This is a genomic window from Cobetia sp. BMC6 (assembly GCF_029991385.1).
Classification (GTDB): domain Bacteria; phylum Pseudomonadota; class Gammaproteobacteria; order Pseudomonadales; family Halomonadaceae; genus Cobetia.
The window spans coordinates 39,893-66,367 of the sequence record NZ_JAKUMF010000002.1 but is presented as its reverse complement, the minus strand read 5'-3'; the positions used below and the strand labels follow the sequence as shown (position 1 = coordinate 66,367).

Here is a 26,475-nt window from a genome sequence, read left to right as displayed (position 1 = left end):
CGACTCTTCACAGACACATCACCGTATCCATCCGCCCGGCAGTGGCCACCCCTCGTCGTCGACGGGGCGTCCTGCGCCCGCATGTGGCATCTGATACGAAAGGAGATTTCATGGGCCAATTCGAGCGTGAATACGACTACGTCATCATCGGTGCCGGCAGTGCCGGCAACGTGCTGGCCACCCGCCTGAGCGAAGATTCCGACGTCAGCGTGCTGTTGCTTGAAGCCGGTGGCCGCGACCACCGCTTCGACTTCCGTACCCAGATGCCCGCCGCCCTGGCCTACCCGCTGCAGGGTCAGCGCTACAACTGGGACTTCAAGACTGACCCTGAGCCGCACATGAACAACCGTCGCATGGAATGTGGTCGCGGCAAGGGCCTGGGCGGCTCCTCGTTGATCAATGGCATGTGCTACATCCGCGGCAACGCGCTGGATTACGACAACTGGGCCAAGGACCCCATCCTGGCCGACTGGAACTATCGTGAGTGCCTGCCCTACTTCCGCAAGTGCGAGACACGCGATATCGGCCCGAATGACTACCATGGCGGCGACGGCCCGGTGTCTGTCACCACGCCCAAGCAGGGCAACAACGAGCTCTATCATGCCTTCATCGCGGCAGGCATCGAGGCGGGCTACCCGGCCACCGAAGACGTCAACGGCTACCAGCAGGAAGGCTTCGGCCCGATGGACCGCTTCGTGACCAGGGAAGGCCGTCGTGCCTCCACCGCGCGCGGCTATCTGGATACCGCCAAGAAGCGCCCCAACGTGACCATCGAGACGCGTGCCACCACCGACGTCATCCTGTTTGAAGGCAAGACGGCGGTCGGTGTGAAGTACGAGCGCAAGGGCCAGGACCACCGCGTGCGTGCGCGCAAGGAAGTGCTGCTGTGCGCCGGCGCCATCGCCTCGCCGCAGATCCTGCAGCGCTCAGGCGTCGGCAACCGTGAACATCTCGAGCCGCTGGGCGTGAAGATGGTGCACCACCTGCCGGGCGTGGGCGAGAACCTGCAGGATCACCTCGAGCTCTACATCCAGTACGAGTGCACCAAGCCGATCTCGCTCTACCCGTCCCTCAAGTGGTACAACCAGCCGCCCATCGGCCTGGAGTGGATGCTCAAGGGGACTGGTGTGGGTGCCAGCAACCAGTTCGAGGCCGCCGGCTTCATTCGCAGCGATGACAACGAAGCCTGGCCGAACCTGCAGTATCACTTCCTGCCGATCGCGATCAGCTACAACGGCAAGAGCGCGGTGCAGGGCCACGGCTTCCAGGCACACGTCGGTTCCATGCGCTCCCAGAGCAAGGGTCGTGTCCGACTGACCTCTCTCGACCCCAAGGCCGCGCCCTCGATCTTCTTCAACTACATGGCCGAGGAGCGGGACTGGGAAGAGTTCCGCGCCGCCATTCGCCTGACTCGCGAGATCATCGCTCAGCCGGCACTGGATGATTACCGTGGCCGCGAACTGGCGCCGGGTGCTGATGTCCAGACAGACGAGCAGCTCGACGAGTACGTACGCAATCATGCCGAGACGGCCTACCACCCGTGCGGCAGCTGCCGCATGGGCAGTGACGAGACCTCCGTGGTCGATGGTGCCGGTCGCGTACATGGCCTCGACAACCTGCGCGTCGTCGATGCCTCGCTGTTCCCGGTCATCCCCACCGGCAACCTGAACGCGCCGACGATCATGCTGGCCGAGAAGATGGCCGACAAGATTCGGGGCCGTGCTCCGCTGCCGCCGTCCGACGCTGACTACTTCGTGGTCGAGCCGGGCACACCGGCCAAACAGCCCGCAAAGCGCCAGATCGATTCCGCGCCGATCAATGGCTGAGCACTGATCAATGACTGAGCTCGGGTCGATGACCAAGCACTGATCAACGCCTGCGACAGGTAGTCTGGCCTCACGCACGCAAGCGCTATCGATCGTCCAAGGCCCCGCATTGCGGGGCCTTTTTCATGCCTGTCAGAAACAGCCACTCACCCCGGTCTTGCGCTCTCCGACTGCCTGGCCCGGGCGGCTGTCCTTTTCGAGAACGAATCCGCACACCTTAGACCTTGGGCGTACTGCAGGGTCGAGCAACATGGGATACGCTGAAGACAATTCAAACAACCGTTCTAAACGCATGGCTGCTACGCTGTAGTAACACCATGCAAAGACACCATCCCTCGCCACCCGGAGATCCTGCCATGACGCAGCTCATCCTCATCCTTGTCGCCATTGCCGGTCTGTTGGCCGTCATGGCACGCGAAGCCGGGGCCCTCGCGGCCATCGGCGTTCTCGCCATCATCGGCATCGTCGGCCTGGCGGTCGACGCGCCGGTGCTGGGTTGCCTACTGCTGATCGGCGCGGCACTGGTCGCGGTATGTGGCCTGCCGGCCCTGCGCAGCAAGTGGCTCAGCCCGCGTCTGTTCGCGATGTTCAAGAAGGTCTCCCCCAAGGTCTCGGACACCGAGAAGGTGGCGTTGGAAGCCGGCACCGTGTTCTGGGACGCCGAGCTCTTTTCCGGCAAGCCGCAGTGGGACACCCTGACCGCACAGCGCAACGAGGGCATCTCCAGCGAAGAGCAGGCCTTCATCGACCAGCAGTGCTCTATCGCCTGCGGCATGACCAACAGTTGGGAGATCGCACGCGAGCGTGCCGATCTGCCCGAAGCGCTGTGGGAATACCTCAAGCGCGAGAAGTTCTTCGGCATGATCATTCCCAAGGAATATGGTGGCCTGGGCTTCTCGGCCAAGGCGCAGTCGCTGGTGCTGCAGAAGCTGGCAGTCAACGAGACGCTGATGGTCACCGTCGGCGTGCCCAACTCCCTCGGCCCGGGCGAGCTGCTGCTCAAGTACGGCAGCGAAGAACAGAAGAACTATTACCTGCCGCGTCTAGCCGATGGCCGCGAGATCCCGTGTTTCGGCCTGACCGGCCCGCGTGCCGGCAGTGATGCGACTTCCATCCCGGACACCGGCATCGTGTGTCGCGGCATGCATGATGGCGAGGAAGTCGTCGGTATTCGCCTGAACTTCGAGAAGCGCTGGATCACCCTGGCGCCGGTCGCCACCGTGGTCGGCCTGGCCTTCCGCATGTTCGACCCCGAGCACCTGCTGGGTGACGTGGAAGACATCGGCATCACCTGTGCCCTGATTCCGCGTGACACCGACGGCATGGACATCGGCCGTCGTCACCACCCGATCGGTGCGCCGTTCATGAATGGTCCGATCTTCGGCAAGGACGTCTTCATTCCGCTCAGCTACCTGATCGGTGGCGAGCAGATGGCCGGCCAGGGCTGGAAGATGCTGGTCGAGTGTCTGTCGGTGGGTCGCTGCATCACCCTGCCATCCGGCTCTGCGGGCATCTCGCGCTACGCACTGGGCTGGAGCGCCGGCTTTGCGCGCATCCGCCGTCAGTTCAATCTGCCGGTGGCCGAGATGGAAGGCGTTCAGGAGCCCCTGGCGCGCATGGCCGCGATGAACTACATCAGCCAGGCGTCGGTGCTGCACACCGCCAACATGATCGACAACGGCCACAAGCCGGCGGTGCCTTCCGCCATCCTCAAGAGCCAGTTGACCGAGATGGCTCGCTCGCTGCTGGCCGATGGCATGGACATCCACGGCGGACGCGGCGTGACGCTTGGCCCGCGCAACTACATTGGCGTGGCCTACGCCGGCACTCCGGTCTCGATCACGGTGGAAGGCGCCAACATCATGACCCGCAACCTGATGATCTTCGGTCAGGGCGCGATCCGCTGCCATCCTTACGTGCTGGAAGAGCTGGCCGCCAAGGACGCCGATGACCTGAACGCCTTCGACAAGGCCTTCTTCCGCCATGCCGGCCTGATCTTCGGCAACGCGGCACGCGCCTTCACCCAGAGCTTCGGTATCGGTGGCAAGGCCAGTGGCTTCGACACCGTTGCCACACCCTACGCCAGCCACATCAATCGCTTCAGCGCCGCCTTCTCGCTGTCCGCCGATGCAGCCATGGCAAGCCTCGGCTCCAGCCTCAAGGCGCGCGAAATGCTGTCGGCGCGCCTGGGTGACGTGCTGTCCAACCTCTATCTGGCATCACTGACGCTCAAGCAGTGGCACGAAACCGAGGCCTGCGAACACGAAGAGGCGCTGTTCCACTACAGCATGCAATGGCTGCTGCACCGCGCGGAGAAGGCACTGGATGAGTTGTTCGCCAACCTGCCCAACCGTGCGCTGGGCACTGCCCTGCGCGTGATCGCCCTGCCGCGTGGCCGTCAGTTCGCCATGCCCAGGGATAGCCTGACCCGCGAGGTCGCCCGTGCCGTTTCCACCGACACTGCACTGCGTGCCAAGCTGACCGACAACACCTGGGACGCCCAGGACGAAGGCCAGCAGGACAACGCCCTCGCCCGCTACAACGCGCTGCTCAAGGACTATCCGCGCGCCGAGCCGATCTACAAGGCGCTGGCCAAGGCCTACCACAAGGGCGAGATTCCGGCCGATGCCCTGTCACCGGAAGCACGTATCGAAGCGGCGGTCGAGGCAGGCATCCTGTCAGCAGAGGATGGCGACTTCATGCGCGTCTTCGAAGCCGAGGTGCTCGACATGCTGACCGTCGACCACTTCGAATTCGACGCCTTCGTGCGCAAGCCGATGGCGAGTGACGGCACCGCCTCCAACCCGCAGCAGGACGCCGCCTGATCACTGGCGACGCCCACGTGATCGACGCACGAACTGATCACTGATCACTGATCGCAGAACCACAAAGGCCCCGCTCAATGAGCGGGGCCTTTGTCTTGGCAGAGCATGCCATTCGCTTGCGTCATCTCATCCTCAGATATGACGCGCGAAGTGCTCCAGGTCACGCACGAAGGCGTTCTTGTAGGTCTCGAAGTCCTTCGGGCGCGCCTTGAAGGAGCGCTTGATGCGCTCGCGGTCCAGGCGCAGCGGCGCGTCGAGGGCCGCCAGGTTGCCGACACGCGCCGCCGGATTCATGCCGACCAGCTCACGCGGTTGATCCCCTTCGGCCTCAGCCTCCAGCCAGTCGTTGATGCCGGCGCGACGCAGCACGCTGACCAGTGAACTGTCGGTGATGCGTACCTGCAGGCGACCGTGATCGGCCAGCTGGGAGACCAGCGCGATGCCGTGGTCATGACCGCGATGCACCGTCGGCGTCGCCCACAGCGCCAGATTCAGGCCACGTGCGTTCTCGTCGAGTACCAGCAGCGCGGCAGAGTGGATGCGCTCGGCATCGTCGACCAGCGCGAACAGGCGCGCCATCTCATTCTCGAACCACACCCCACGCACGCCGGCGTAACTCACCAGCGCATCCAGCCCCCCTTCGCGGCCATGGACTTCGGCGCACAGCATCGCCAGACAGGCATCACGTCGGGCACCGGCACTCACTTCAACCACTTTCATCGCGTTCTCCGCCACAGGCATTTTCAGCGCGCAAGACTAGCACACTCGCTCGCCGGCCGCTTATTCCGGCCTTGAGTTGCGACCAACGCCTCGCTTGCCAGCCTTGGCCGAGCTACCAGCGCCACACGCCGGCTGTTTAGACAAAGCATATCCAGCAGCCGCCGAGCCATAAACTCAGTCTCGAGTTCAGCCATAAGTTCAGCCTCGCTCGAATGAACATCTTCCTGTCACAAAGTTGTAAGGCGGGCGCTATAGAGTCGTCTACGCTTTTCGGACGATCATCAAAAGAACAAGAAAATGTTCACTTGATCGTCGCCATCGATCGTCAGCGGCCAGCGTCCTTCTTCTTTGTGCGGAAGCTGGCCAGGGGAACCTCTCAGGAGTTTGACCATGCGCCGCCCGACTCATCATGCAAGCACCCGCACGACTGCCACCGCGACTCGTCGCCTCGCCAGCCTCGCGCTGGCCATCGGTTTCGCCTCCGCCTCCGCCAGCGCCCTCGCCGCCACCGAGGTGGAATGGTGGCACGCCATGGGGGGCGGGCTCGGCAAGAAGGTCGACGAGATCGCGGCCGACTTCAATGCAAGCCAGGACGACTACGTCGTCAAGCCGGTCTTCAAGGGCAACTACTCCGAGACCATGACCTCCGCCATCGCCGCCTTCCGCGCCGGCAAGGGCCCGGACATAGTGCAGATCTTCGAGGTCGGCACCGCCACCATGATGAGCGCCAAGGGCGCGATCGTCCCGGTGCATCAGCTGATGGCAGACTTCGCGCCGCAGGAAGGCACCGCCTTCGACCCTAACGCCTACCTGTCTGCCGTCACCGGCTATTACACCGACACCGACGGCAAGATGCTGTCGATGCCGTTCAACTCCTCGACGCCGGTGACCTACTACAACAAGGACGTGCTGGCCGAGGCGGGCGTCGAGTCCCTCCCGCAGACCTGGCAGGAAATGGGCGCTGCGCTCAAGAAGGTCGTCGATTCCGGCGCCGCCAGCTGTGGTCTGACCACCACCTGGCCGTCCTGGGTGATGCTCGAGAACTTCTCGGCGCGCAACGACGTGCCCTTCGCCAGCCAGGCCAATGGCTTCGCCGGCACTGATACCCGCCTTGAATTCAACACGACCGCCGTGGTCGATCACATCCAGCGTCTCGACGACTGGCAGGCCGACAAGCGCTTCGTATTCGGCGGTCGCTTCGATGATGCGGCGCCCAAGTTCTACTCCGGCGAGTGCGCAATGATGATGGGCTCTTCCGCCAGCTATGCCGGCGTCAAGGAAAGCGCCAAGGGCTTCGAGTTCGGCGTCGCACCGCTGCCCTATGACAGCGACGTGATCGAGACACCGCAGAACTCCATCATCGGTGGCGCGTCGCTGTGGGTACTGTCCGGTCACAGCGATGAGGAGTACCAGGGTGTCGCCAAGTTCTTCCAGTACCTCTCAAAGCCCGAAGTGCAGGCCGACTGGCACCAGTTCACCGGCTATCTGCCGATCACCACTGCCGCGGCAGAGCTGACGCGCGAACAGGGCTTCTACGCCGAGAACCCGGGTACCGACGTCGCCATCACCCAGATGACCTCCGCGACGCCGACCGAGAACTCCAAGGGGCTGCGCCTGGGCAACATGGTGCAGATTCGTGACGTGATCAATGAAGAGCTGGAGAAGATCTTCTCCGGCAAGGAAAGCGTGCAGGACGGCCTGGACAACGCCGTCAAGCGTGGTGATTCGCTGCTCGAGAAGTTCGAACGCGCCAACGGCTGATCATCGCCACACCGGGGAGGGCGGGCCCATGCCAGGCCCGCCCTCCCGCCATTCTCAATCGCCAGAGAGCGGAAAGCACATCCGACATCCGGTGTCCTTTCCCTTCTCTCACGGCGTGATGGTGCAGGAGCGGCCGAGGCTTGCCGGCTCCGTGTTACCGATGGAACCACCCAGCCCCTCCTTGCTTGCGAGACCCCTGCTGCATGGCCCATTTCAATCGACACCCCATAACGCCCTGGATACTGCTGGCACCCCAGCTGCTGATCGTTGGCGTGTTCTTCTTCTGGCCGGCCTACCAGGCCATCGAACAGGCCTTCTATGTCGAGGATGCCTTCGGTCTCTCGCGGGAATTCACCGGGCTGAGCAACTTCGTCAGCGTGCTGAGCGAGCCGGAATACCTCACGACACTATGGACGACCACCTATTTCTCCTTTGCGGTGGCCTTCGGTGCCATGGCACTGGCGCTGGGACTGGCCGTGCTGGCGGACCGCGTACTGCGCGGCGCACATGCCTACAAGACCCTGCTGATCTGGCCCTACGCCGTGGCACCCGCCGTTGCCGGGGTGTTGTGGCTGTTCCTGTTCGATCCGACGCTGGGCATCCTGCCGGAGCTGCTGTCCGCCATCGGCATCGACTGGAACCACAAGCTCAATGGCGATCAGGCCATGTTGCTGGTGGTGCTGGCCTCGATCTGGAAGCAGATGAGCTACAACTTCGTGTTCTTCCTCGCCGGCCTCCAGGCGATTCCCAAGAGTCTGCTGGAAGCCGCCGCGATGGATCGCGCCGGCCCCTGGCGGCGTTTCTGGACCATCACCTTCCCGCTGCTCTCACCGACCAGCTTCTTCCTGCTGGTGATGAACGTGGTCTACGCCTTCTTCGAGACCTTCGGCACCATCGATGCCACCACCCAGGGCGGCCCGGCCGGCTCGACGCGCACCCTGGTCTACAAGGTCTATGAAGATGGTTTCGTCGGGCAGGACCTGGGTTCGAGTGCTGCCCAATCCGTGCTGTTGATGGTCATCGTCGGCGTGCTGACGCTGATCCAGTTCAGATATGTCGAGAAGAAGGTGCAGTACTGATGCGCTATAACCGCCCCGGGCTTGATATCGCAAGCCATGCCCTGCTGATCGTCGGCTGCGCAGTGTTCTTCCTGCCGGTCTGGATCGCCTTCAGCGCCAGCACCCACGAGATGGGTGACCTCTATTCCAATGTCGCCCCCGTCTGGATCGGCGAGGCTGGCCTGGACAACTACCGTCATCTGCTGGCAGACCCGGTCAGCAGTCTTGGCGCCGACGTGATGACTCTGCTGTTCAACTCGATGCTGATGGCACTCGGCATCGCCATCGGCAAGATCATCATCTCGGTGCTGGCCGCCTACGCGATCGTCTTCTTCGAGTTCCGCTTCCGCAAGCTGTGCTTCTGGCTGATCTTCATCACCCTGATGCTGCCGGTGGAGGTGCGTATCCTGCCGACCTTCAAGGTGGTAGCCGACCTCAACATGCTGGACAGCTACGCCGGCCTGATCCTGCCGCTGATCGCCAGCGCCACCGCGACCTTCCTGCTGCGTCAGTTCTACCTGACCATTCCGGCGGAACTGGTCGAGGCCGCGCGCATCGATGGCGCCGGGCCGTGGCGCTTTCTCAAGGACATCCTGCTGCCGCTGTCGAAGACCAACATCGCGGCGCTGTTCGTGATCATGTTCATCTACGGCTGGAATCAGTATCTGTGGCCGCTGTTGATCACGACCGATGCCGATTACCTGACCATCGTCGTCAGCCTCAAGCGCATGCTGACCACCGGTGATGGTCTGGTGCCGTGGCAGGACGTCACCGCCACCACGCTGCTGGCCATGGGCCCACCGGTGCTGGTGATCCTGTTCATGCAGCGCTACTTCATCAAGGGCCTGGTGGACAGCGAGAAGTGATCTCGCGCTCCGACCTGCGACACCTCGTCCGCCCCTGATCCCGTTACACCGTGATGGGCAGACTTGCCCGTCACGCCACCGCTCTGGATACATGACTCATGGCAACACTGGCGCTCAAGCAGCTCAAGAAGCAGTACCCCAATGGCTACAAGGCCCTGCATGGCATCGACCTGGCTTTCGGCGAAGGCGAGTTGATCGTCATCGTCGGCCCGTCCGGCTGTGGCAAGTCGACCCTGCTGCGCACCCTGGCGGGTCTGGAAGACATCTCCGAGGGCGATCTGGAGATCAACGGCAAGCGCGTCAATGACCTGGAACCCGCCGAGCGCGATATCGCGATGGTGTTCCAGAACTACGCGCTCTACCCGCACATGAGCGTGTTCGACAACATGGCCTACGGCCTCAGGAATCGGCGCACGCCCAAGGACGAGATCCAGCAGCGCGTCAGCGAGGCCGCCGAGCTGCTGGGCCTGACCGAACTGCTCGATCGCCGCCCCAAGCAGCTCTCCGGCGGCCAGCGTCAACGTGTCGCCATGGGGCGCGCCATCGTGCGCAAGCCGCAGGTCTTCCTGTTCGATGAGCCACTCTCGAATCTGGACGCCAAGCTGCGCGTGCAGATGCGTCTCGAGATCCGCCGCCTGCAGAAGCGCCTCAAGGTCACTTCCGTCTACGTGACCCATGATCAGACCGAAGCCATGACCCTGGCGGATCGCCTGGTGGTGATGAACGGCGGCCATGTCGAGCAGTTCGGTACGCCGATGGCGCTCTATGATCAGCCCGCCAGTCAGTTCGTCGCCGGCTTCATCGGTTCCCCGGCGATGAACTTCCTGAGCGCCACCCAGGTACAGGCAGGCCTCGTACTGCCGTGTGGCGCAACCATTGCCCTGCAGGGCGAAGGCCTGACCATGGGGGATGAGCTGACCCTCGGCGTTCGTCCCGAGCACCTGCAGATGCTGGAGACAGACGATGCCCTGCCCGCAGGGGCCGCGGAGCTTGAGGCGCGCATCGAGCTGGTCGAACCGCTGGGTGCCGACACCCTCGCGTACTGCCGACTGCATGGCCAGAGCGAGCCGCTGGTAGTGAGACTGGATGGCGAGCACGCCGTCACGGAAGAACAGACGCTGCGCCTGGCCATCCTTCCGGCGCGTGCCCACCTGTTCGGCGCCGACGGCAAGCGGCTGGCAACCCGCGAGCAGGTGACAGCGGCCATCAAATGACCGCTGTCGTCGTAAAGCGCTGTCATCAAGCAGGCGCGGCCATCCCGTCGCGGGCCAACTGAACCCCTTGCCCTGATAACGTCATCATTGGATGGTAATGCTTGGGACCTGCCCTGATCAGTCTCGCGCCTGTGCCTCAGTGCCCCGTCTCGACTGATCGATGCCGCAGCTGCGTAGCGGGCAGACATGCCATTCTTTCTGTGAGGATTCACCATGGCTTCATCGTCACATTCAGCTGACTCATCACGCTCAACCGACAACGCTCTGTCCCTGCCCCTGGCGATCGCGCATCGCGGTCTGTCGGCCTATGCGCCGGAAAACACCCTGGCCGCCATTCAGGCAGCGCATGAGGCCGGCTTTCAATGGGTGGAGCTGGACGTGCAGTTGCTGGGCGACGGCACACCGGTCATCTGGCACGATGCCGGCGTGAATCGCTGCTCGGATGGGCGTGGCAAGCTCAAGAATCTCGATTGGGACAGCGTGCAGACCTTCGATGTCGGCAGCTGGTTCAATGCGTGCTTTGCCGGTGAGCGGATGGCCTCGCTCAAGCAGGCGCTGGAGCTGATCGCACGCCTGGACATGCGTCTGAATCTGGAGCTCAAGCTCAGTCCCGGCCACGATGCCCAGGCGCTGGTCGATGCCGCCATTCCGATGGCCAGCGCCCATCTACCCGCCTCACACCTGATCATCTCGTCGTTTGATCCCCAGGCGCTGCGCCTGACGCGTCAACGCGACCCACAGGTGCATATCGGCCTGCTCTTCGATGACATCCCCGATGACTGGCAGAGCCTGGCCGATGAGCTGAACGCAAGCTCCGTGCATGCCGACTGGCGCGCCCTGACGCGGGCCGCGGCCAGTGCCGTCACCAGCCGAGGCCACAAGCTGCTCTGCTACACGCCCAATGATGCGGCGGCCTTCGCACCCCGCTGGGCCTGGGGTGTGGATGCCGTCATCAGCGATGACCCGGCCATCTTCAGCGAGGAGGATCGCGAGCCCACTCTGCCGAATGACACCACTACGCAAGGGCTATCCCGGACATGAGCCCGGGCATCGAGCGCGACAGTCGCAGCGTCGAACACGCGAGCAATGACGCACTGACGACGCGCCAGCAACAGATTCTCGAGCGACTGGCCCGCGAGGGCCAACTGGCGGTCGACCCGCTGGCCCATGCCTTCGACGTCACGCCCCAGACCATCCGGCGTGATCTTGCCGTGCTGTGTGAGCGCGGGCTGGCGCGTCGACGCCACGGCGGCATCGAGCGCCCACCGGGCGGTTACAACCTGGGTCATACCCAGCGCATCATGCTGGCACGAACCGCCAAGCAGGCCATGGCCGCCAGCGTGGTCGCCGAGATTCCCGATGGCGCCACCCTGGCACTGGGCATCGGCACCAGCGTGGTGGCGGTCGCCGAAGCCTTGCTTGCCCGGCGCGGCCTGCGCGTGATCACCAACAATCTGCAGGTGGCGCAGGCGCTCTCGACCCATCCGGATGTCGCCGTCCAGTTGGCGGAAGGACAACTGCGCCCACAGGATCTCGACGTGGTCGGCAGTGCCACCGTGGCCTTCTTCGCGCGTCATCAGGTCGATATCGCGGTCCTCGGCTGTGGCGGCCTCGATACCGGTGGGCTGCTCGATTTCGACCCGGAGGAAGCTGCGGTCAGTCGTACACTGATCGGCCACGCCCAGCGCAGGATTCTGGTCGCCGACGCCAGCAAATGGGGGCGCGCCGCCATGTGCCGCATCGCCCCGCTCGAGGAGATCGACCTGCTGGTCACCGATGAGCTGCCCCATCAGCCCGATTATCGCAGCGCGCTGGAGGCTGCCAGCCAGCAGAGCCTGTCGGTGCGCTTCACCGCCTGAACCGAGGCGCGTCGCGCAAGCCGTCACGCATCGACGATACTGAAGGGACACGCGACGGATGACAGCCGCGCTCCCGCTTACCTTCTGAGGACTCCTGGAATCACCATGCAAGCCTTCGCCCACTGTCCCGCCAGCACCCTGTCGGATATCCGGTATCTGTTGACCGATATCGATGACACCCTCACCCATGAAGGGCGTCTCGCGGCATCGACGCTGGCGGCGCTGGAGTGTCTGGATGCCGCCGGCATCAAGGTCATTCCCGTCACGGGCGGCTGTGCGGGCTGGTGTGATCACATCGCGCGCGCCTGGCCGGTCGCCAGCGTGATCGGTGAGAACGGCGCCTTTGCCTTCCGCCGCCAGGGGCAGCGCGTTCTCACCACCTGGTGGGAAGACGAGCAGCGCCTGCGCGCTCGCCAGCGCCACGTCATGACCGTCGCCCGCCAGCTGCTGCTCAACCATCCGTGCGCAGCACTGGCCCAGGACCAGCCCTTCCGCTTCGCCGATGTCGCGGTGGACCACTGTCAGGCTGTCGGCCCGCTGGCCCATAGCGAGATTCGTGCCATCATCGCCGGCTTCACGGCCGCTGGCATTCAGGCGCGCGCCAGCTCCATCCACATCAATGCGTGGCAGGGCGAGTTCGACAAGGCGCGCATGGCGGTGCGGGTCCTCACCGAGACCTTCGGGCTGGACCGCATGCAGCTGGAGCAGGAGGTGATGTACGTCGGCGATGCGCCCAATGATGCGCCGATGTTCGCGACCTTCCGTCACACCGTAGGCGTGGCCAATATCATCCAGCACCGCGCGGCACTGGGTTGGGAGCCCAGCTGGGTGACACGCCACAGTCATGGCGCCGGGGTCGAGGAAATCGCCGAGGCTCTTCTTACGGCACGCAAGGGAGTCGGGAGCGTCAAGACAGACGCCTGACCCTGTGACTGATGGCGGGTATAGACCTCCAGCAGGATGACGGCCCCAGGCTTTTTATACATAAGTCAGCAGACAGGCATGAAAAAGCCCGCATGGCATCACCATGCGGGCTTTTGTTATCCATAAGATAACAAATAACACAAACTACCGGCTATCAATCCGCGAAGAACAATCCCCGCAGACCTTCACCCGGATCATCAAAGCGCATGAAGGCTTCTCCCACCAGGAAGCCATGGACACCACCGTCGCGCATCTTCGCCACATCGTCACGGGTATGGATGCCGGATTCGGTGACCACACGCACGCCTTGCGGCATGTCGGCCAGCAGGTCCAGCGTCGTCTCCAGCGACGTCTCGAAGGTGCGCAGGTCACGGTTGTTGATGCCGACCAGCTCGATGCCCAGCGCCAGTGCACGCTTGAGCTCTTCGCCGTCATGCACCTCGACCAGCACATCCATGCCCAGCTCACGCGCCTGATCATGCAGAGCGCTCAAGCGCGCATCGTCCAGCGCCGCAACGATCAACAGAATGCAGTCGGCGCCGATGGCACGCGCTTCCAGCACCTGATACGGGTGGATGATGAAGTCCTTGCGAATCACCGGAATCGAGACGGCGTCGCGCGCCTCGATCATGAAGTCCTCATGCCCCTGGAAGAAGTCGGCATCGGTGAGCACCGACAGGCAGGCAGCGCCGGCCTGCTCGTAGGCCACGGCGATCTCGGCGGGCGCGAAGTCTTCACGGATCACGCCCTTGGAGGGAGACGCCTTCTTCACTTCGGCGATGATGGCCGGCTCGCCACGATCGATGCGTGACGTCAACGCCTCGATGAAGCCGCGCGGCGCGCTCTGCTTCTCGATCAGAGCCTGCAGATCCGCCTCGCTCACCGCGGCGCTGCGCTCGGCGATCTCTTCTTCCTTGCGCGCCAGAATCCTGGCGAGGATAGTCGGCAATGCCTTGTCAGTCGTCTGCTCGGTGCTCATCAGCGGGTCGCTCCTTCATCATTGACCTGGGCGTAGACACGGGTGAAATCTGCCAACTCCTTCATCTTCTCGAACGGCAGCTTGCTGGCCTGCACGTCCTCGGCAATGCTGACCCCCTCCTTGAGACTGTCCGCGATGCCCGCCACGTAAAGAGCCGCGCCGGCATTGAGCGCCACGATGTCGCTGGCCGGGCCTTCATCACCGCGCAGCGCCTGCTGCACCAGCTTGAGGCTGGCATCCGAGGTCTCCACCGCCAGACTTTCCAGCGACTGGCGCGCGATACCGAAGTCTTCCGGCGCGATGCGGTATTCGCGGATCTCGCCATCCTTGAGTTCATTGACCAGCGTCGATGCCGCCAGCGAGATCTCGTCCAGACCATCATCGCTGTGCACCACCAGCACATGCTCGGCCCCGAGGCGCTTGAGCACCTCGGCCATCAGCGGTACCAGCGCCGGGTCATAGACCCCCAGCACCTGACGGGTGGCGCCGGCCGGATTGGTCAGCGGACCGAGAATGTTGAACATGGTACGCACACCCATCTCGCGGCGCGGGCCGATCACGTGCTTCATGGCTGCGTGATGATTGGGCGCGAACATGAAGCCGACCCCGATATCATCGATGCAGCGTGCGACCTGCTCGACGTCCAGCGCCAGATTGATGCCAGCCGATTCAAGCAGGTCGGCACTGCCGGACGATGACGACACACTGCGGTTGCCATGCTTGGCCACATGGCCACCCGCGGCCGCCACCACGAAACTTGCCGCCGTGGAGACATTGAACAGGTTGGCACCATCACCGCCGGTGCCGACGATATCCACTGCATCGGTGGCACGCACCGTGACACGCGTCATCAGCTCACGCATCACCTGGGCGGCGGCGGCCAGCTCATCGACGGTCTCGCCCTTCATCGACAGCGCCATCAGCAAGGCCCCGATCTGCGCCTGGGTCGCCTCGCCGGTCATGATGGCCGTCATGACCGCATGAGTGTCGTCGTAGCTCAGGTGCTGGCGGCGCATCACGGCGCCAATCGCCTCACGCATCTGCATGTTGTGTCTCCGCAGGCGCCAGCCTCAGCGACTGACGCATGAAAAAATAGGATGTGACTCTTGCGATCAACGCCCGCTCAAGCGGCTTTCGCAGCCTCGCCACGGCGCAGGAAGTTAGCCAGAAGCTCATGCCCCTGCAATGTCAGGATCGACTCGGGGTGGAACTGGACGCCTTCGACATCCAGCTCGCGATGACGCAGGCCCATGATCAACTGAGGCGTGACATCCTCGTCATCCGTCCAGCTGGTGACGATCAGACACTCGGGCAGGCTCTCGCGATCGACCACCAGCGAGTGATAACGCGTGACTTCCAGCGGCTCGGCCAGCGCGGCGAAGACACCGCTGTTGTCGTGACGCACGGCGGAGGTCTTGCCGTGCATCACCTGGGGGGCACGTACCACCTTGCCGCCATAGACCTGACCGATGGCCTGGTGACCGAGGCACACGCCCAGAATCGGCAGCTTGCCGGCGAAGTGATGAATGGTTTCCAGCGTGATGCCGGCCTCGTTGGGCGTACACGGCCCCGGGCCCAGCACCAGATGTGAAGCGCCGAGCGCCTCGATCTGCTCGAGGGTGATGGCGTCATTGCGCACGGTCAGCACTTCCGCGCCCAGCTCACTCAGATACTGGACGATGTTGTAGGTGAAGCTGTCAAAGTTGTCGATCATCAGCACGCGTGGCGTGCTGGCGTCCTGCGAAGTGAATGTCTGCATGGTCAGTGTCCATTCTCGGGAGCGGATCATGCGCCGTGATTCACCGGCCTGCCCGCTCTCCTGTGGTGTCGTTCCCGCCGTCCAGCAACAAAAATGCCGCCCTGGTCGGCGGCATTCTTCTGGTCGTACGTCCTCGAACTTCAGACATGCGAAAGCCGCCCCCTTGTCAGGAGCGCCACCACTGCTGGCTGAGGTCGTGCGGGTCACGTAGCGTCATGGGATCAATAGTGCGTTGAGCTGCCAGGAGTGTCAATCACATGCGCCGTTGCAGGGAGCGACCCGCGAACACTGGCGAGTCACTCCCGAAATGCGTGGCGCGCCGTTCAGTCCAGGTTGTCCAGACCGCGCTCCGCCATCGCCACGGCACGGAACAGTGCACGCCCCTTGTTGAGGGTCTCATCCCACTCGGACTGCGGCACGGAATCGGCCACGATTCCGGCGCCAGCCTGGACGTGCAGCACCTTGTCCTTGAGCACCGCGGTGCGGATCGCGATGGCGGTATCCATGTTGCCGTGCCAGGAGAGATAGCCCACCGCGCCGGAATAGATACCGCGCTTGACCGGCTCCACCTCGTCGATGATCTCCATGGCGCGAATCTTCGGCGCGCCGGACAGGGTACCGGCCGGGAAGGTGGCCCGCAGCACATCCATCGGCCCCAGGCCTTCCTTCAGCTTGCCGGTGACGTTGGAGACGATGTGCATGACGTGGGAATAGCGCTCCACCACCATCTGGTCCGTCACCTTGACGCTGCCGGTCTGACTGATGCGACCGGCATCATTGCGGCCCAGGTCGATCAGCATCAGGTGCTCGGCGACTTCCTTGGGGTCTGACAGCAGGTCCTTCTCCAGCGCCAGGTCTTCCTCTTCGGTGGCGCCGCGCACGCGAGTCCCGGCGATCGGACGCACCGCGACCTCGCCATCCTCGAGACGCGAGAGAATCTCCGGCGACGAGCCGATGACGTGGTGGTCATCCAAATTGAAGAAGAACATGTATGGCGAGGGATTCAGACTGCGCAGTGCGCGGTAGAGATCCAGCGGCGCGGCACGATAGGGAATCGACATGCGTTGAGACGGCACGCACTGCATGACATCACCGGCCAGCACGTATTCCTTGATCTTATCCACTGCACCCTTGAAGCCTTCCTCGGTGAAGCCGGAGGTGAAGTCGGTCTCCTTGACCGGCTCGCCGCCGGTACCGGGGCTGACGGTATTCAGCGTCGCGCTGCGCAGCTGGATCTCGAGACGTTCGAGACGCTCGCAGGCGGCCTCGTAGGCGTTCGGCGTTGCCGGGTCGGCGTGGGTCAACAGCGTCAGACGCCCGGACAGATTGTCGAAGATCACCAGCTCATCGGCGACCATCAGCAGGATGTCCGGCACGCCCAGCGGGTCCGGCTTCTCGACACCACGCAGGCGCGGTTCGATATAACGCACGGTGTCATAGCCGAAGTAGCCGACCAGACCGCCATTGAAGCGCGGCGCACCTTCGATGACCGGCACACGGAAACGGGTCTGGAACTGCTCGATCCAGTCGAGGGGGTCCTCGACCTCGGTCATGCCGGTCTGCTCGCCATTGATCAGGTGCGAGACCACCTGGCCACGCACCTCGATGCGCTCGCGACACGGAAGGCCAATGATGGAGTAGCGCCCCCACTTCTCGCCACCCTGCACGGACTCCAGCAGGAAGGTCCACGGCATGTCGGCCAGCTTGAGATAGGTAGACAGTGGCGTGTCGAGGTCCGCCAGCACGTCACGGGTGACGGGAATGCGGTTGTAACCGGCTTCGGCCAGTTCAGCGAAGTGTTGTGGGGTCATCATGACCTGCAGTTCCTTCCACGGAGGGTGCGTTGCCGGCACGAGGCCGGCTTGTCTGGGGCTCAGTCTATCATCGCGTGTCGCTGGCGGCAGCGCTGTCTGGCAGGCTCAGTCAGCCACGACAAACTCGGCAAGCGAGTCGACGATGTGATCCGGATGGCTGCGCGAGATCGGCTCGCCATGGTTGTAGCCGTAAGGCACCGCCAGGGTGCGGAAGCCGGCGGCGCGGCCTGCCGCGATATCGTGACGCGAGTCACCGACCATCAAGGCCTGACGCGGCGGCACTCCCAGCCGCTCGGCGGCGAACAGCAGGGGCGCGGGGTCCGGCTTGCGCGTCGGCAGACTGTCGCCGCCCAGCGCCAGCGCGAAGTGCTCGCTCAGCGCGAAGTGCGAAAGCAACGGTTCGATGAAGGCCTCCGGCTTGTTGGTGATCAGCACCAGCGGGATCCCGGCCTGGCGCAGGCCTTCCAGACACTCACGCGCACCGGGGTAGAGCCGTGTCCGTGAGCTGGGATCGGCGGCGTAATGTGCCAGGAAACTCTGATGCGCCTGCTCGACCCGTGACAGGTCATCGGTCGCCAGGCCATGTGCTGCCAGGGCGCGCTCCACCAGCACCCGCGATCCATTGCCGACGAAGTCGCGCACGCGGCCTTCCCCGAGTACCGTCAGGCCTGCATCGATCAGCATCCTGTCGATCGCATGGGCGAGATCCGGCACCGAGTCGATGAGGGTGCCATCCAGATCGAAGGCCACCATCCCGATGCCCCGCAACGCCGGATGCGCCAGTCCGTGATCGAGGCCCTGTGCCTGCTCGGGCCGGGCCCCGAGAGCACCCCCGCCATGCGCGGTATCGCAAGGTGTGGAAGCTGAATGAGGCGCAATCTGGACAGGCGCCTCTTCAAAAGTCTGCATCACCGTCTTTTCGCTCACCTGGCCTCCTGAGACCACCCGCTGAATCCGGCTGTCACGGGATGAGAATCGTCCGTCATTCATCCACGCAACGCATGGTTTCATCTGTTTTGTTGGAAAAATCCGTAAAAAAATTACATTCCTTCACCTTGCCACTATTAGCACGCCAGTGGCCACGTTACCATAGCGCCATTCCGTCGACCGTCCCTCCGGGTGTGGCGCCAGTGACAACGAAAAAATGCGCGACCCGACGCTCCGGCGACAGCCAGTTTCTGCTTGTCCTTTTCGACCTTGTCACTCTCAGGAGCACTCAATGGCCATTCCCCGCATCGTAGTCGTTGGCGGAGGCGCCGGCGGTCTGGAACTCGTCACCAAACTGGGCCACAAGCTGGGCCGCAAGAAGAAAGCCGAGATCATTCTGATCGACCGCAATTCCACGCACATCTGGAAACCGCTGCTGCACGAAGTGGCCACCGGCGTGCTGGATTCCGGTCTCGATGAAGTCTCCTACCAGGGCCATTCCAAGGCCCACGGCTACAAGTTCCAGCGCGGCACTCTGGAAAGCCTGGAGCGTGAAGAGAAGCAGCTGACTCTGGCCGCCATCCATGACGCCAAGGGCAACGTGCTGCTGCCTGCCCGCCAGCTCAGCTATGACTATCTGGTACTGTCACTGGGCAGCGTGTCCAATGATTTCGGCACCGAAGGCGTCGCCGAGCATTGCCACTTCCTGGACAGCCCGCAGCAGGCCGAGAAATTCCGCCGCGACATGCTCGACACCTTCCTGCGCTTCAGCGCCAACGGCAAGGAATGCGAGCGCCAGCAGCTCAACGTCGCCATCATCGGCGCCGGCGCCACCGGGGTCGAACTCTCCGCCGAGCTGTTCGACGCCTCCAAGATGCTGCACAGCTACGGTTTCTCCTCGCTGGAAGACCGCCAGGTCAAGGTCCACCTGATCGAGGCTGCACCGCGTATCCTGCCCGCCCTGCCGGAACGCATCGGCAAGCCGGTTGCCAAGGAGCTGACCAGGCTGGGCGTCGATATCCACGTCGATACCCGGGTGACCTGCGCCGACTCACGCGGCATCACCACTGCCGATGGCACCCTGATCGAAGCCGACCTGAGCGTCTGGGCCGCCGGTATCCGGGCGCCCGCCTTCCTGTCCGAGCTGGGCCTGTCCACCGAGCGCAACAACCAGGTCAAGGTGCACCAGACCATGCAGAGCATCGATGATGAGTTCATCTTCGCGCTCGGTGACTGCGCCAGCTGCCCGCAGCCGGATGACAAGCGCGTTCCGCCGCGTGCCCAGGCCGCTCACCAGCAGGCCAGCCTGATGGTCAAGAACCTGCGCGCCGCGATGGCCAACAAGCCGCTCAAGGACTTCGTGTTCAAGGACCACGGCTCGCTGATCTCGCTGGCGCACTTCGACGCCGTCGGCTCGCTGATGCGCGGTGCGTCGGCGCGTTCACTGTTCATCGAAGGTCGCCTGGCCAAGTTCTTCTACGCCTCGCTGTATCGCATGCACCAGATGGCGATCCACGGCGTGGTCAAGACCGGCATGACAGTGGTGGTCGATGGCCTGAACCGTTACCTGCGTCCGAAGATGAAACTGCACTGAGACTGAGACAGCCTGCCCGGCAGGGTCGCCAGTCGACAAAACGCCCCCAGCGGAGACCGCTGGGGGCGTTTTCGTTTCAAGCATGCAATCAGCAGACCGTCAGTCGAGCAGGCTGTCCAGTGTCATCTCACCGGCGATCAGCCGGCGCTTGGCCGCCACACTCAGCTGCTTGACGCGATATTCGAGCTTGAGCGCCCGCGAGCGATCGCCGACCAACTGTTGATAACACAGCATCAAAGGCCCCTTGCCGCGCAGCGCTCGTGCACCGCGCTTGCCGCACTCATGCTCGCTCACACGGCGCGCCACATCGGTACTGATACCGGTGTAGAGGCGCCCCTGGGCCGTCTCGAGTACGTACAGCGACCACTCGCTGAGCGTCCCGGCGTGAGCCGAGCCGTCGGCTGCTTCGCAAGCCCGCGTGCTGTCATCCGCCACGCGATCAGCTGCGCACGCTGGCAAGCTCGGCACGCAGCTTCGCCAATACGCTGTCGTAGCGGTTGGCATCGCTGTCGCTGCGCGCATTGAAGATGGCGGAACCGGCCACGAAGGTATCGGCACCGGCACGCGCGATCTCGGCGATATTGTCGACCTTGACGCCACCATCGATCTCGAGACGGATGTTGTAGCCGGAGGCATCGATGCGACGACGCGCTTCACGCAGCTTGTCGAGGGTGCCGGGGATGAACGACTGGCCGCCGAAGCCCGGGTTGACGCTCATCAACAGGATCATGTCGACCTTGTCCATCACGTAGTCGAGGTAGGACAGCGGCGTGGCCGGATTGAATACCAGACCGGACTTGCAGCCCGCATCACGGATCAGCTGCAGCGAGCGGTCGACGTGGTCGGAGGCTTCCGGATGGAAGGTGATGTAGCTGGCACCGGCCTCGGCGAAGTCACCGATCATGCGGTCGACCGGCGTGACCATCAGGTGGGCGTCTATCTCGGCACTGATGCCGTAATCACGCAGCGCCTTGCACACCATCGGCCCGATGGTCAGGTTGGGCACGTAATGATTGTCCATCACGTCGAAGTGGACGATATCGGCCCCGGAGGCCAGCACATCCTCGACCTCCTGCCCCAGACGGGCGAAGTCGGCAGACAGGATCGACGGGGCAATCTTGAAGTCATTCGGCAGTAGTTCAGACATGTCATCAGGCGCCAGCGAGAAGTGGAAGGGGCATTTTACGCCACCCTCTCACAAAAGACAGGCGCTGTGTGAATGTGCACCGCCAGCCTGCCGGTCCCTCGCTACCGATCCGTCGCCGCCCCCATCTGTCTCCCTACCAACAGCCACTCCCTTCAAGTCGCCACATCCCTCTTCCAGATCAGACACCCACAAGAATATTGCCGTACAAAGTTGAAATTGGTGCATTAGCAACTGATAGTTAAGCTGTTCTCTCGGCCCAGTGAGCAGTTCGCTGGCCATTCTGCGCATGTCCCTCGCACGCACGCGTCATGTCGCATCTCATATAACGATAACAGGAACCGATACCTCTCATGTTCGACAACCCTCTCGCAAACCGCAGACACCTGAAAGCGCTGGCCGCCGCCACACTGTTGCCGCTGGCCGGCCTGCTGCCGACGGCGATTCCCGCTGCCTTCGCCGAGTCTTCCGCGATTCTGGAAGGCGAGCGCTTCCACCCCCAGGAAGGCAAGCACGGCATGGTCGCGACCAGCCACTATCTGGCCTCCCAGGTCGCACGCGATGTGCTGGCCGATGGCGGCAACGCCGTCGACGCTGCCGTGGTGGCAGGCTTCGCATTGGCCGTGACCCAGCCGCGTTCCGGCAATATCGGTGGCGGCGGCTTCATGCTGGTGTCCGATGAGAAGACCGGCGAAGTGGTGGCCATCGACTACCGCGAGAAGGCCCCGGCGGCGGCCAGCGAGACGATGTTCCAGGATGAGAATGGCGAGGCGGTCTCCGAGTGGTCACGCTTCACCCACCGTGCGGCAGGCGTGCCCGGCACCGTCGCAGGCCTTGCAAAGGCGCTGGAAGACTACGGCACCCTGAGCCTCGAGCAGGCCCTCGCCCCGGCCATCAAGCTGGCCGAAGACGGCTTCGTGATTCCGACGCGCTTCGCCAAGGGCTTGAGCGATGCCAAGGACCGTCTGGCCAAGTGGGACAGCACCGCCAAGGTGTTCTACAAGCCGGATGGCAGCAACTATCAAGCCGGTGAGCTGTTCAAGCAGCCGGAACTGGCCGCGACACTCAAGCGCATCGCCGCCGATGGCCCGCGCGAGTTCTATGAAGGCGAGACCGCAAAGCTGATCGTCGCCGAGATGGAGCGTCACGACGGCATCATGACGCTGGATGACCTGAAGGCCTACGAGCCGGCCATCCGCGAGCCGGTCCACGGCACCTATCGTGGCTATGACATCTTCTCGATGAGCCCGCCCTCCTCCGGCGGCGCGCACATCGTCGAGATTCTCAACATGCTCGAAGGCGATGACATCCAGGCGATGGGCTTCAATTCCGCCGCCACCATCCATGTGATGGCGGAAGCGATGCGCCGCGCCTACGCCGACCGCTCCGAGTATCTGGGGGATACCGACTTCGTCGATGTGCCGCTGTCGGGCATCATCTCCAAGGACTACGCCAAGGAGCTGCGCGGCCAGTTCGACATGAACAAGGCAACGCCCTCCAGTGAGGTCAAGCCCGGCAAGCCGCAGCCGTATGAGTCGAACCAGACCACCCACTTCTCGATTGCCGATGGCAATGGTCTGGCCGTCTCCAATACCTACACCATCAACTTCAGCTATGGCTCCGGCATCGTGGTCGATGGCGCAGGTTTCCTGCTCAACAACGAGATGGATGATTTCTCCGCCAAGCCGGGCGTGCCGAATGCCTATGGCCTGATCGGCGGCATCGCCAACAAGATCGAGCCGAACAAGCGCATGCTGTCTTCCATGAGCCCGACCATCGTGATGAAGGATGGCAAGAACTTCCTCGTCACCGGTAGCCCCGGCGGCTCGCGCATCATCACCACCACCCTGCAGGTGATCATGAACGTGATCGACCACGGCATGAACATCCAGTCGGCGGTCAGCGCACCGCGTATCCACCACCAGTGGCTGCCGGACGAGATTCGCATCGAGGCGGGCATCAGCAAGGACACCATCCGTCTGCTCGAGGCGATGGGCCACAAGGTAGTGACCAAGGACGCCATGGGCGCCATCCAGTCGATCATGATCGACGACGGCACCTTCTACGGCGGTGCTGACCCGCGCCGTTCCACTTCCTCGGCGATGGGGCTTTGATCGACACGCTGTTCTGGCTGTCTCACGCGATTGCCTGCGGAAATTGTTAACAGACTAATTATATGCCATATTATTAGTCTTGACCCCATTGATGGGGCGGGCTATCTGTGACGGGCGACACTTCGGTGTCGCCCGTTCGCGTCTTGCTGCGCCATCATGCCCTCTGCCCTACAAGGTGCCCTCGTGTCCTCCACCAAGTCACTCACGCCGCCCATCTCTGGCTGGCGGCAATGGGCCAACCGCTATCCGGTCGCCTTGATCGCACTGGCACAGCTGTTCGGCACCAGCCTGTGGTTTACCCCCAATGCCGTACTCGCCCCCATGCTGGAAAGCTGGAGTTTCACGAGCGACAGCGCAGCGGCACTCGGACAACTGACCTCCTCGGTACAGGGCGGCTTCATCGTCGGCACCCTGGCGCTGGGACTTGCAGGCCTTGCAGATCGCTTCGCCGCGCGCCATCTGTTCATGGTCTCCTGCGTACTGGGCGCGCTGACCAATCTGGCACTGTTGATCGCGCCGGGGCTGCTCAGCGCCTCAAGCCTGCGCGTGCTGACGGGGCTGGCACTGGCCGGCATCTACCCCATCGGCTTGAAGCTGATGTTGCAGAGCGCCCCTGACCGAGCCGGCGCGGCACTTGCCTGGCTGGTCGGCATGCTGGTGCTGGGCACGTCGCTACCGCATGCACTGGCGGCGCTGCAACAGAGCGGCGGGCTCTCATTGTCATGGGGCACGGCCATCGTCATGGCCTCACTTCTGGCGCTCACGGGCGCTGGCCTGATCGCGCTACTGGCACCACCCCCCGTGGCGCAGACAGCGAATCCCCCACCATCCAGCGGCATCACTCCCGGCAGCAGCACCTTTCTTGCGCGCGCCACCCGCGGGATGGCGGCCTGGCAATACCCGGGTTTCGTGCGCGGCGCACTGGGTTACTTCGGTCATATGTGGGAGCTATACACGCTATGGGCACTGGTCCCCTGGCTGTTGTCGCGGATGGCAAGCGCAACGGGCATGACGCTGACACCCGCGACTCTGGCCCTGCATAGTTTCATCGTGATCGCGGTCGGTGCACCGGGCTGCATCGCCGGTGGCTGGGTATCACGCAAACGCGGCAGCCTGTGGGTCGCGCGCCTTGGTCTGGCGGGTTCCGTCACCCTGACACTGTGCTTCGTTGCCGCCATGCAACTGGAGGCAGGTTACGGACTTCTGTTCTGCCTGCTCGCACTCTGGAGCCTGTTGGCCGCCATCGATTCCCCACAGTTCTCGGCACTCGCGGCGGGCGGTACCCCAGTGGAGTTGCAGGCCAGTGCACTGGCCCTGATGAATGCCTGCGGCTTCAGTCTGTCACTGGTCTCGATCGCGCTGCTCACTCCATTGATCGCCAGTCACGGCACGCTTCTTTTGCTGACGTTGCTGCCCGGCCCCCTGCTGGGATTGCTGGCATTGGCGCGCCGTGTCGATCCCGCATGAACTCTCGAGAATGTCGCCATCAAGTGACATGCGTGAGCATGAATTTCCACTACGCCACGGATGATTCTGCCCCTATACTCGCGCCATCCAGTCTCCGGGCTCCCGCATCACGCCACTCATTGGCAGCGGATGACCGAGACGACTTCCACGATTACCGGCCCAAGGCCAAGGATTTTTGATGATGATGCGTCAATTGCGTACCACCTGCATGAGCGTGGCCCTGATCGCCACTGCGGCAGTTCTCAGCGCTTGCGGCACCAGCCCGCAGCGCCTGTACGTCAATCCACAAGTCGGTGAGATGGGCGTGGTCGGCCATGGTCAGCAGGTCGTGGTAGAGGTGATGGATGAACGCCCGTCCGAGCGCATCGGCTCTCGCGATGGCGCCACCAACGCTTCAAGCTATCTGGTCGTGCCGACCGGTGACCTGACGCCCAAGCTTGAGGCCCAGACCATCAGCGCCTTGCGCCGCATGGGCTTCGTGCCGGTGTCCGCCGAACAGGCCAACCAAGGTGCTGCTGAGCTGACCATCTCGTTGACCGAGCTGGCCTATGGCGTGAAGCGCGGCGGCCTGATCACCGACACCGCGACACTCAATGGCGTGATCAAGGCCGTCGCCGTGTCCGGCAAGCAGCGCTATACCGGCAGCTACACCGCGACGCGTGACCAGGGCTATGCCCTCAAGCCGAGTCAGGAGAAGAATACCGAGATGGTCTCTGAGGTGATCGGCGATGCGCTGACTCGCACCTTCCAGGACACCACGCTGATCCGCCAGCTCGACCAGTAAGTCCAATCAGCAAGCTCAATCAGCAGCTCGCCACCAACGAAAACGCCACCGCCGCCCATTGGGCGGCGGTGGCGTTTTTCATGAGGACTGGGCCCTCAAGAAGACTGGACCTGACTGACAAGATCCCCCCTGAGTCGTCAGCGACGCGGTCCCTTGCGCACCAGACTCCACACCGTCTCACGCAGGCCGCGATCATCCGGGGCGCGACGCTCCAGCACCTCAAGCGTGAAGTTGGCGCTCAACAGCTGACGAATCTCGTCTTCGGCGACATGGAACGGCGGGCCCTGATGCTGCTCCGTCTGCCGCTCGAGACTGATCAACAGGCCACGCGCGCCCGGGGGCAGCAGCTGCGCCAGATGGAAGGCATAGCGCTGCCGGGTGGCCGGCGGCAAGGCGATCAGCGCGGCGCGATCATAGAAGGCGTCCAGATGATCGACATGGTCGATATGGAAGTGGAAGAAGTCTCCGCACCACAACTCGACCATGCCCTGGCGGAAGCATTCGAAGTGCTCCAGCCGATAGCGCGAGACATCCCCGGCGCCTTCGGCGACGAACTGCTCGCAGGCCTGGCGGGCAAGCTCGATGCCCAGCACCGGATAGCCCTGCGCCGCCAGCCAGCGCATGTCGAGACTCTTGCCACACAACGGCACCAGCACCTTGGCGCCCGCCGCGATCTCAAGTCGCGGCCACCAGCGCTCCAGCGCCGAATGTGTGGCAGGCAGATGAAAGCCGATCCGCCCTTCCTGCCATCGCGCCAGCCAGGGGTCACTGGCCGGCGTCGCGTCCATCGTCGTATCTTCTGCCGACATGAGCTGGCTCACTCCCTCTGCTATCGGTTAC

The 26,475-nt window shown here is 63.5% G+C and carries 22 protein-coding genes; 13 read left to right on the top strand and 9 right to left on the bottom strand.

All coding sequences use genetic code 11. The features are described 5' to 3' along the window. The first annotated feature begins 110 nt into the window (after window positions 1-110). Window positions 111-1,826 carry a choline dehydrogenase gene (gene betA / locus MKZ40_RS04480; RefSeq protein WP_175090573.1) on the top strand — a complete coding sequence of 572 codons (1,716 nt, stop codon included), beginning with the start codon at window positions 111-113 and terminating at the stop codon, window positions 1,824-1,826. 356 nt (window positions 1,827-2,182) lie between these two features. Further along, entirely contained in the window at window positions 2,183-4,651 is a 2,469-nt protein-coding gene (locus tag MKZ40_RS04475) for an acyl-CoA dehydrogenase (RefSeq protein ID WP_175090574.1), read from the top strand. A gap of 132 nt (window positions 4,652-4,783) precedes the next feature. Here the strand turns inward: MKZ40_RS04475 and MKZ40_RS04470 are convergent, their stop codons facing one another. Further along, window positions 4,784-5,371, bottom strand: coding sequence for a hypothetical protein (locus MKZ40_RS04470; protein ID WP_175090575.1), 588 nt, complete (start codon window positions 5,369-5,371; stop codon window positions 4,784-4,786). Between the two features lie 390 nt (window positions 5,372-5,761). Between MKZ40_RS04470 and ugpB the strand changes: the two genes are divergently transcribed. From ugpB to MKZ40_RS04435, 7 genes are all read left to right on the top strand, one after another. Next, window positions 5,762-7,132 (top strand): sn-glycerol-3-phosphate ABC transporter substrate-binding protein UgpB, encoded by a 1,371-nt coding sequence (ugpB, locus tag MKZ40_RS04465; protein ID WP_175090576.1) that lies wholly within the window; start codon window positions 5,762-5,764, stop codon window positions 7,130-7,132. A 203-nt stretch (window positions 7,133-7,335) separates the two neighbouring features. Continuing rightward, on the top strand, window positions 7,336-8,211 hold the full coding sequence (ugpA, locus tag MKZ40_RS04460; protein ID WP_175090577.1) for a sn-glycerol-3-phosphate ABC transporter permease UgpA: 876 nt from the start codon (window positions 7,336-7,338) through the stop codon (window positions 8,209-8,211). Then, window positions 8,211-9,056 (top strand): sn-glycerol-3-phosphate ABC transporter permease UgpE, encoded by an 846-nt coding sequence (gene ugpE, locus MKZ40_RS04455; RefSeq protein WP_175090578.1) that lies wholly within the window; start codon window positions 8,211-8,213, stop codon window positions 9,054-9,056. Before ugpA ends, ugpE begins: the two co-directional genes overlap by 1 nt. Window positions 9,057-9,154: 98 nt before the next feature. Beyond that, a complete protein-coding gene (locus MKZ40_RS04450; RefSeq protein ID WP_175090579.1) occupies window positions 9,155-10,270 on the top strand; it encodes a sn-glycerol-3-phosphate import ATP-binding protein UgpC in 1,116 nt (371 codons plus the stop codon). Between the two features lie 213 nt (window positions 10,271-10,483). Next, window positions 10,484-11,311, top strand: coding sequence for a glycerophosphoryl diester phosphodiesterase (locus MKZ40_RS04445; protein WP_175090580.1), 828 nt, complete (start codon window positions 10,484-10,486; stop codon window positions 11,309-11,311). After that, a complete protein-coding gene (locus MKZ40_RS04440; RefSeq protein WP_175090581.1) occupies window positions 11,308-12,129 on the top strand; it encodes a DeoR/GlpR family DNA-binding transcription regulator in 822 nt (273 codons plus the stop codon). Before MKZ40_RS04445 ends, MKZ40_RS04440 begins: the two co-directional genes overlap by 4 nt. 105 nt (window positions 12,130-12,234) lie before the next feature. After that, window positions 12,235-13,053: an HAD-IIB family hydrolase gene (locus tag MKZ40_RS04435; protein ID WP_175090582.1), complete on the top strand. Its 819-nt coding sequence runs from the start codon at window positions 12,235-12,237 to the stop codon at window positions 13,051-13,053. A gap of 154 nt (window positions 13,054-13,207) precedes the next feature. Here the strand turns inward: MKZ40_RS04435 and trpC are convergent, their stop codons facing one another. The 5 genes from trpC to MKZ40_RS04410 form a co-directional block, all read right to left on the bottom strand. Next, window positions 13,208-14,032: an indole-3-glycerol phosphate synthase TrpC gene (gene trpC / locus MKZ40_RS04430; RefSeq protein ID WP_175090583.1), complete on the bottom strand. Its 825-nt coding sequence runs from the start codon at window positions 14,030-14,032 to the stop codon at window positions 13,208-13,210. Then, window positions 14,032-15,078 carry an anthranilate phosphoribosyltransferase gene (trpD, locus tag MKZ40_RS04425; protein ID WP_175090584.1) on the bottom strand — a complete coding sequence of 349 codons (1,047 nt, stop codon included), beginning with the start codon at window positions 15,076-15,078 and terminating at the stop codon, window positions 14,032-14,034. The genes trpC and trpD overlap by 1 nt, the downstream gene beginning before the upstream one ends. Window positions 15,079-15,155: 77 nt before the next feature. Next, complete coding sequence (locus MKZ40_RS04420) at window positions 15,156-15,791, bottom strand: aminodeoxychorismate/anthranilate synthase component II (protein WP_254627205.1); 636 nt, start codon at window positions 15,789-15,791, stop codon at window positions 15,156-15,158. Between the two features lie 323 nt (window positions 15,792-16,114). Beyond that, complete coding sequence (trpE, locus tag MKZ40_RS04415; RefSeq protein ID WP_175090614.1) at window positions 16,115-17,602, bottom strand: anthranilate synthase component I; 1,488 nt, start codon at window positions 17,600-17,602, stop codon at window positions 16,115-16,117. A gap of 108 nt (window positions 17,603-17,710) precedes the next feature. Next, the gene (locus MKZ40_RS04410) at window positions 17,711-18,358 is read right to left on the bottom strand and encodes a phosphoglycolate phosphatase (RefSeq protein ID WP_175090615.1); all 648 of its coding nucleotides are present in this window, start codon (window positions 18,356-18,358) and stop codon (window positions 17,711-17,713) included. Between the two features lie 466 nt (window positions 18,359-18,824). Between MKZ40_RS04410 and MKZ40_RS04405 the strand changes: the two genes are divergently transcribed. Then, window positions 18,825-20,126 carry an NAD(P)/FAD-dependent oxidoreductase gene (locus MKZ40_RS04405; protein WP_175090585.1) on the top strand — a complete coding sequence of 434 codons (1,302 nt, stop codon included), beginning with the start codon at window positions 18,825-18,827 and terminating at the stop codon, window positions 20,124-20,126. Between the two features lie 99 nt (window positions 20,127-20,225). Here MKZ40_RS04405 and MKZ40_RS04400 read toward each other — a convergent pair whose 3' ends face one another. Then, entirely contained in the window at window positions 20,226-20,561 is a 336-nt protein-coding gene (locus MKZ40_RS04400) for a GIY-YIG nuclease family protein (RefSeq protein ID WP_348994684.1), read from the bottom strand. A 4-nt stretch (window positions 20,562-20,565) separates the two neighbouring features. After that, on the bottom strand, window positions 20,566-21,273 hold the full coding sequence (gene rpe / locus MKZ40_RS04395; protein ID WP_043335268.1) for a ribulose-phosphate 3-epimerase: 708 nt from the start codon (window positions 21,271-21,273) through the stop codon (window positions 20,566-20,568). A gap of 350 nt (window positions 21,274-21,623) precedes the next feature. Here rpe and ggt point away from each other — a divergent pair, with 350 nt between their 5' ends. The 3 genes from ggt (at window position 21,624) to MKZ40_RS04380 (ending at window position 25,635) form a co-directional block, all read left to right on the top strand. Beyond that, window positions 21,624-23,384: a gamma-glutamyltransferase gene (ggt, locus tag MKZ40_RS04390; protein ID WP_175090587.1), complete on the top strand. Its 1,761-nt coding sequence runs from the start codon at window positions 21,624-21,626 to the stop codon at window positions 23,382-23,384. A gap of 183 nt (window positions 23,385-23,567) precedes the next feature. Beyond that, window positions 23,568-24,851, top strand: a complete 1,284-nt coding sequence (locus tag MKZ40_RS04385; RefSeq protein ID WP_282627796.1) for an MFS transporter — start codon at window positions 23,568-23,570, stop codon at window positions 24,849-24,851. A 178-nt stretch (window positions 24,852-25,029) separates the two neighbouring features. Continuing rightward, window positions 25,030-25,635, top strand: a complete 606-nt coding sequence (locus MKZ40_RS04380) for a YajG family lipoprotein (protein WP_175090589.1) — start codon at window positions 25,030-25,032, stop codon at window positions 25,633-25,635. Window positions 25,636-25,772: 137 nt separating this feature from the next. On the opposite strand, the gene tmpT is transcribed toward MKZ40_RS04380, so the two are convergent. Further along, window positions 25,773-26,444: a thiopurine S-methyltransferase gene (tmpT, locus tag MKZ40_RS04375; RefSeq protein WP_254627206.1), complete on the bottom strand. Its 672-nt coding sequence runs from the start codon at window positions 26,442-26,444 to the stop codon at window positions 25,773-25,775. Window positions 26,445-26,475 lie beyond the last annotated feature (31 nt).

Bases quoted from the DNA above. Each gene is read 5' to 3' on its own strand.
- trpD (WP_175090584.1), bottom strand. From the start codon at position 15,078: ATGCAGATGCGTGAGGCGATTGGCGCCGTGATGCGCCGCCAGCACCTG.
- ugpE (WP_175090578.1), top strand. From the start codon at position 8,211: ATGCGCTATAACCGCCCCGGGCTTGATATCGCAAGCCATGCCCTGCTG.
- MKZ40_RS04380 (WP_175090589.1), top strand. From the start codon at position 25,030: ATGATGATGCGTCAATTGCGTACCACCTGCATGAGCGTGGCCCTGATC.
- MKZ40_RS04405 (WP_175090585.1), top strand. From the start codon at position 18,825: ATGGCCATTCCCCGCATCGTAGTCGTTGGCGGAGGCGCCGGCGGTCTG.
- MKZ40_RS04435 (WP_175090582.1), top strand. From the start codon at position 12,235: ATGCAAGCCTTCGCCCACTGTCCCGCCAGCACCCTGTCGGATATCCGG.
- MKZ40_RS04410 (WP_175090615.1), bottom strand. From the start codon at position 18,358: ATGGTGGCCTTCGATCTGGATGGCACCCTCATCGACTCGGTGCCGGAT.
- betA (WP_175090573.1), top strand. From the start codon at position 111: ATGGGCCAATTCGAGCGTGAATACGACTACGTCATCATCGGTGCCGGC.
- ugpB (WP_175090576.1), top strand. From the start codon at position 5,762: ATGCGCCGCCCGACTCATCATGCAAGCACCCGCACGACTGCCACCGCG.
- trpC (WP_175090583.1), bottom strand. From the start codon at position 14,032: ATGAGCACCGAGCAGACGACTGACAAGGCATTGCCGACTATCCTCGCC.
- MKZ40_RS04470 (WP_175090575.1), bottom strand. From the start codon at position 5,371: ATGAAAGTGGTTGAAGTGAGTGCCGGTGCCCGACGTGATGCCTGTCTG.
- ggt (WP_175090587.1), top strand. From the start codon at position 21,624: ATGTTCGACAACCCTCTCGCAAACCGCAGACACCTGAAAGCGCTGGCC.
- MKZ40_RS04440 (WP_175090581.1), top strand. From the start codon at position 11,308: ATGAGCCCGGGCATCGAGCGCGACAGTCGCAGCGTCGAACACGCGAGC.
- tmpT (WP_254627206.1), bottom strand. From the start codon at position 26,444: ATGTCGGCAGAAGATACGACGATGGACGCGACGCCGGCCAGTGACCCC.
- trpE (WP_175090614.1), bottom strand. From the start codon at position 17,602: ATGACCCCACAACACTTCGCTGAACTGGCCGAAGCCGGTTACAACCGC.
- MKZ40_RS04450 (WP_175090579.1), top strand. From the start codon at position 9,155: ATGGCAACACTGGCGCTCAAGCAGCTCAAGAAGCAGTACCCCAATGGC.
- MKZ40_RS04445 (WP_175090580.1), top strand. From the start codon at position 10,484: ATGGCTTCATCGTCACATTCAGCTGACTCATCACGCTCAACCGACAAC.
- rpe (WP_043335268.1), bottom strand. From the start codon at position 21,273: ATGTCTGAACTACTGCCGAATGACTTCAAGATTGCCCCGTCGATCCTG.
- MKZ40_RS04420 (WP_254627205.1), bottom strand. From the start codon at position 15,791: ATGCAGACATTCACTTCGCAGGACGCCAGCACGCCACGCGTGCTGATG.
- ugpA (WP_175090577.1), top strand. From the start codon at position 7,336: ATGGCCCATTTCAATCGACACCCCATAACGCCCTGGATACTGCTGGCA.
- MKZ40_RS04475 (WP_175090574.1), top strand. From the start codon at position 2,183: ATGACGCAGCTCATCCTCATCCTTGTCGCCATTGCCGGTCTGTTGGCC.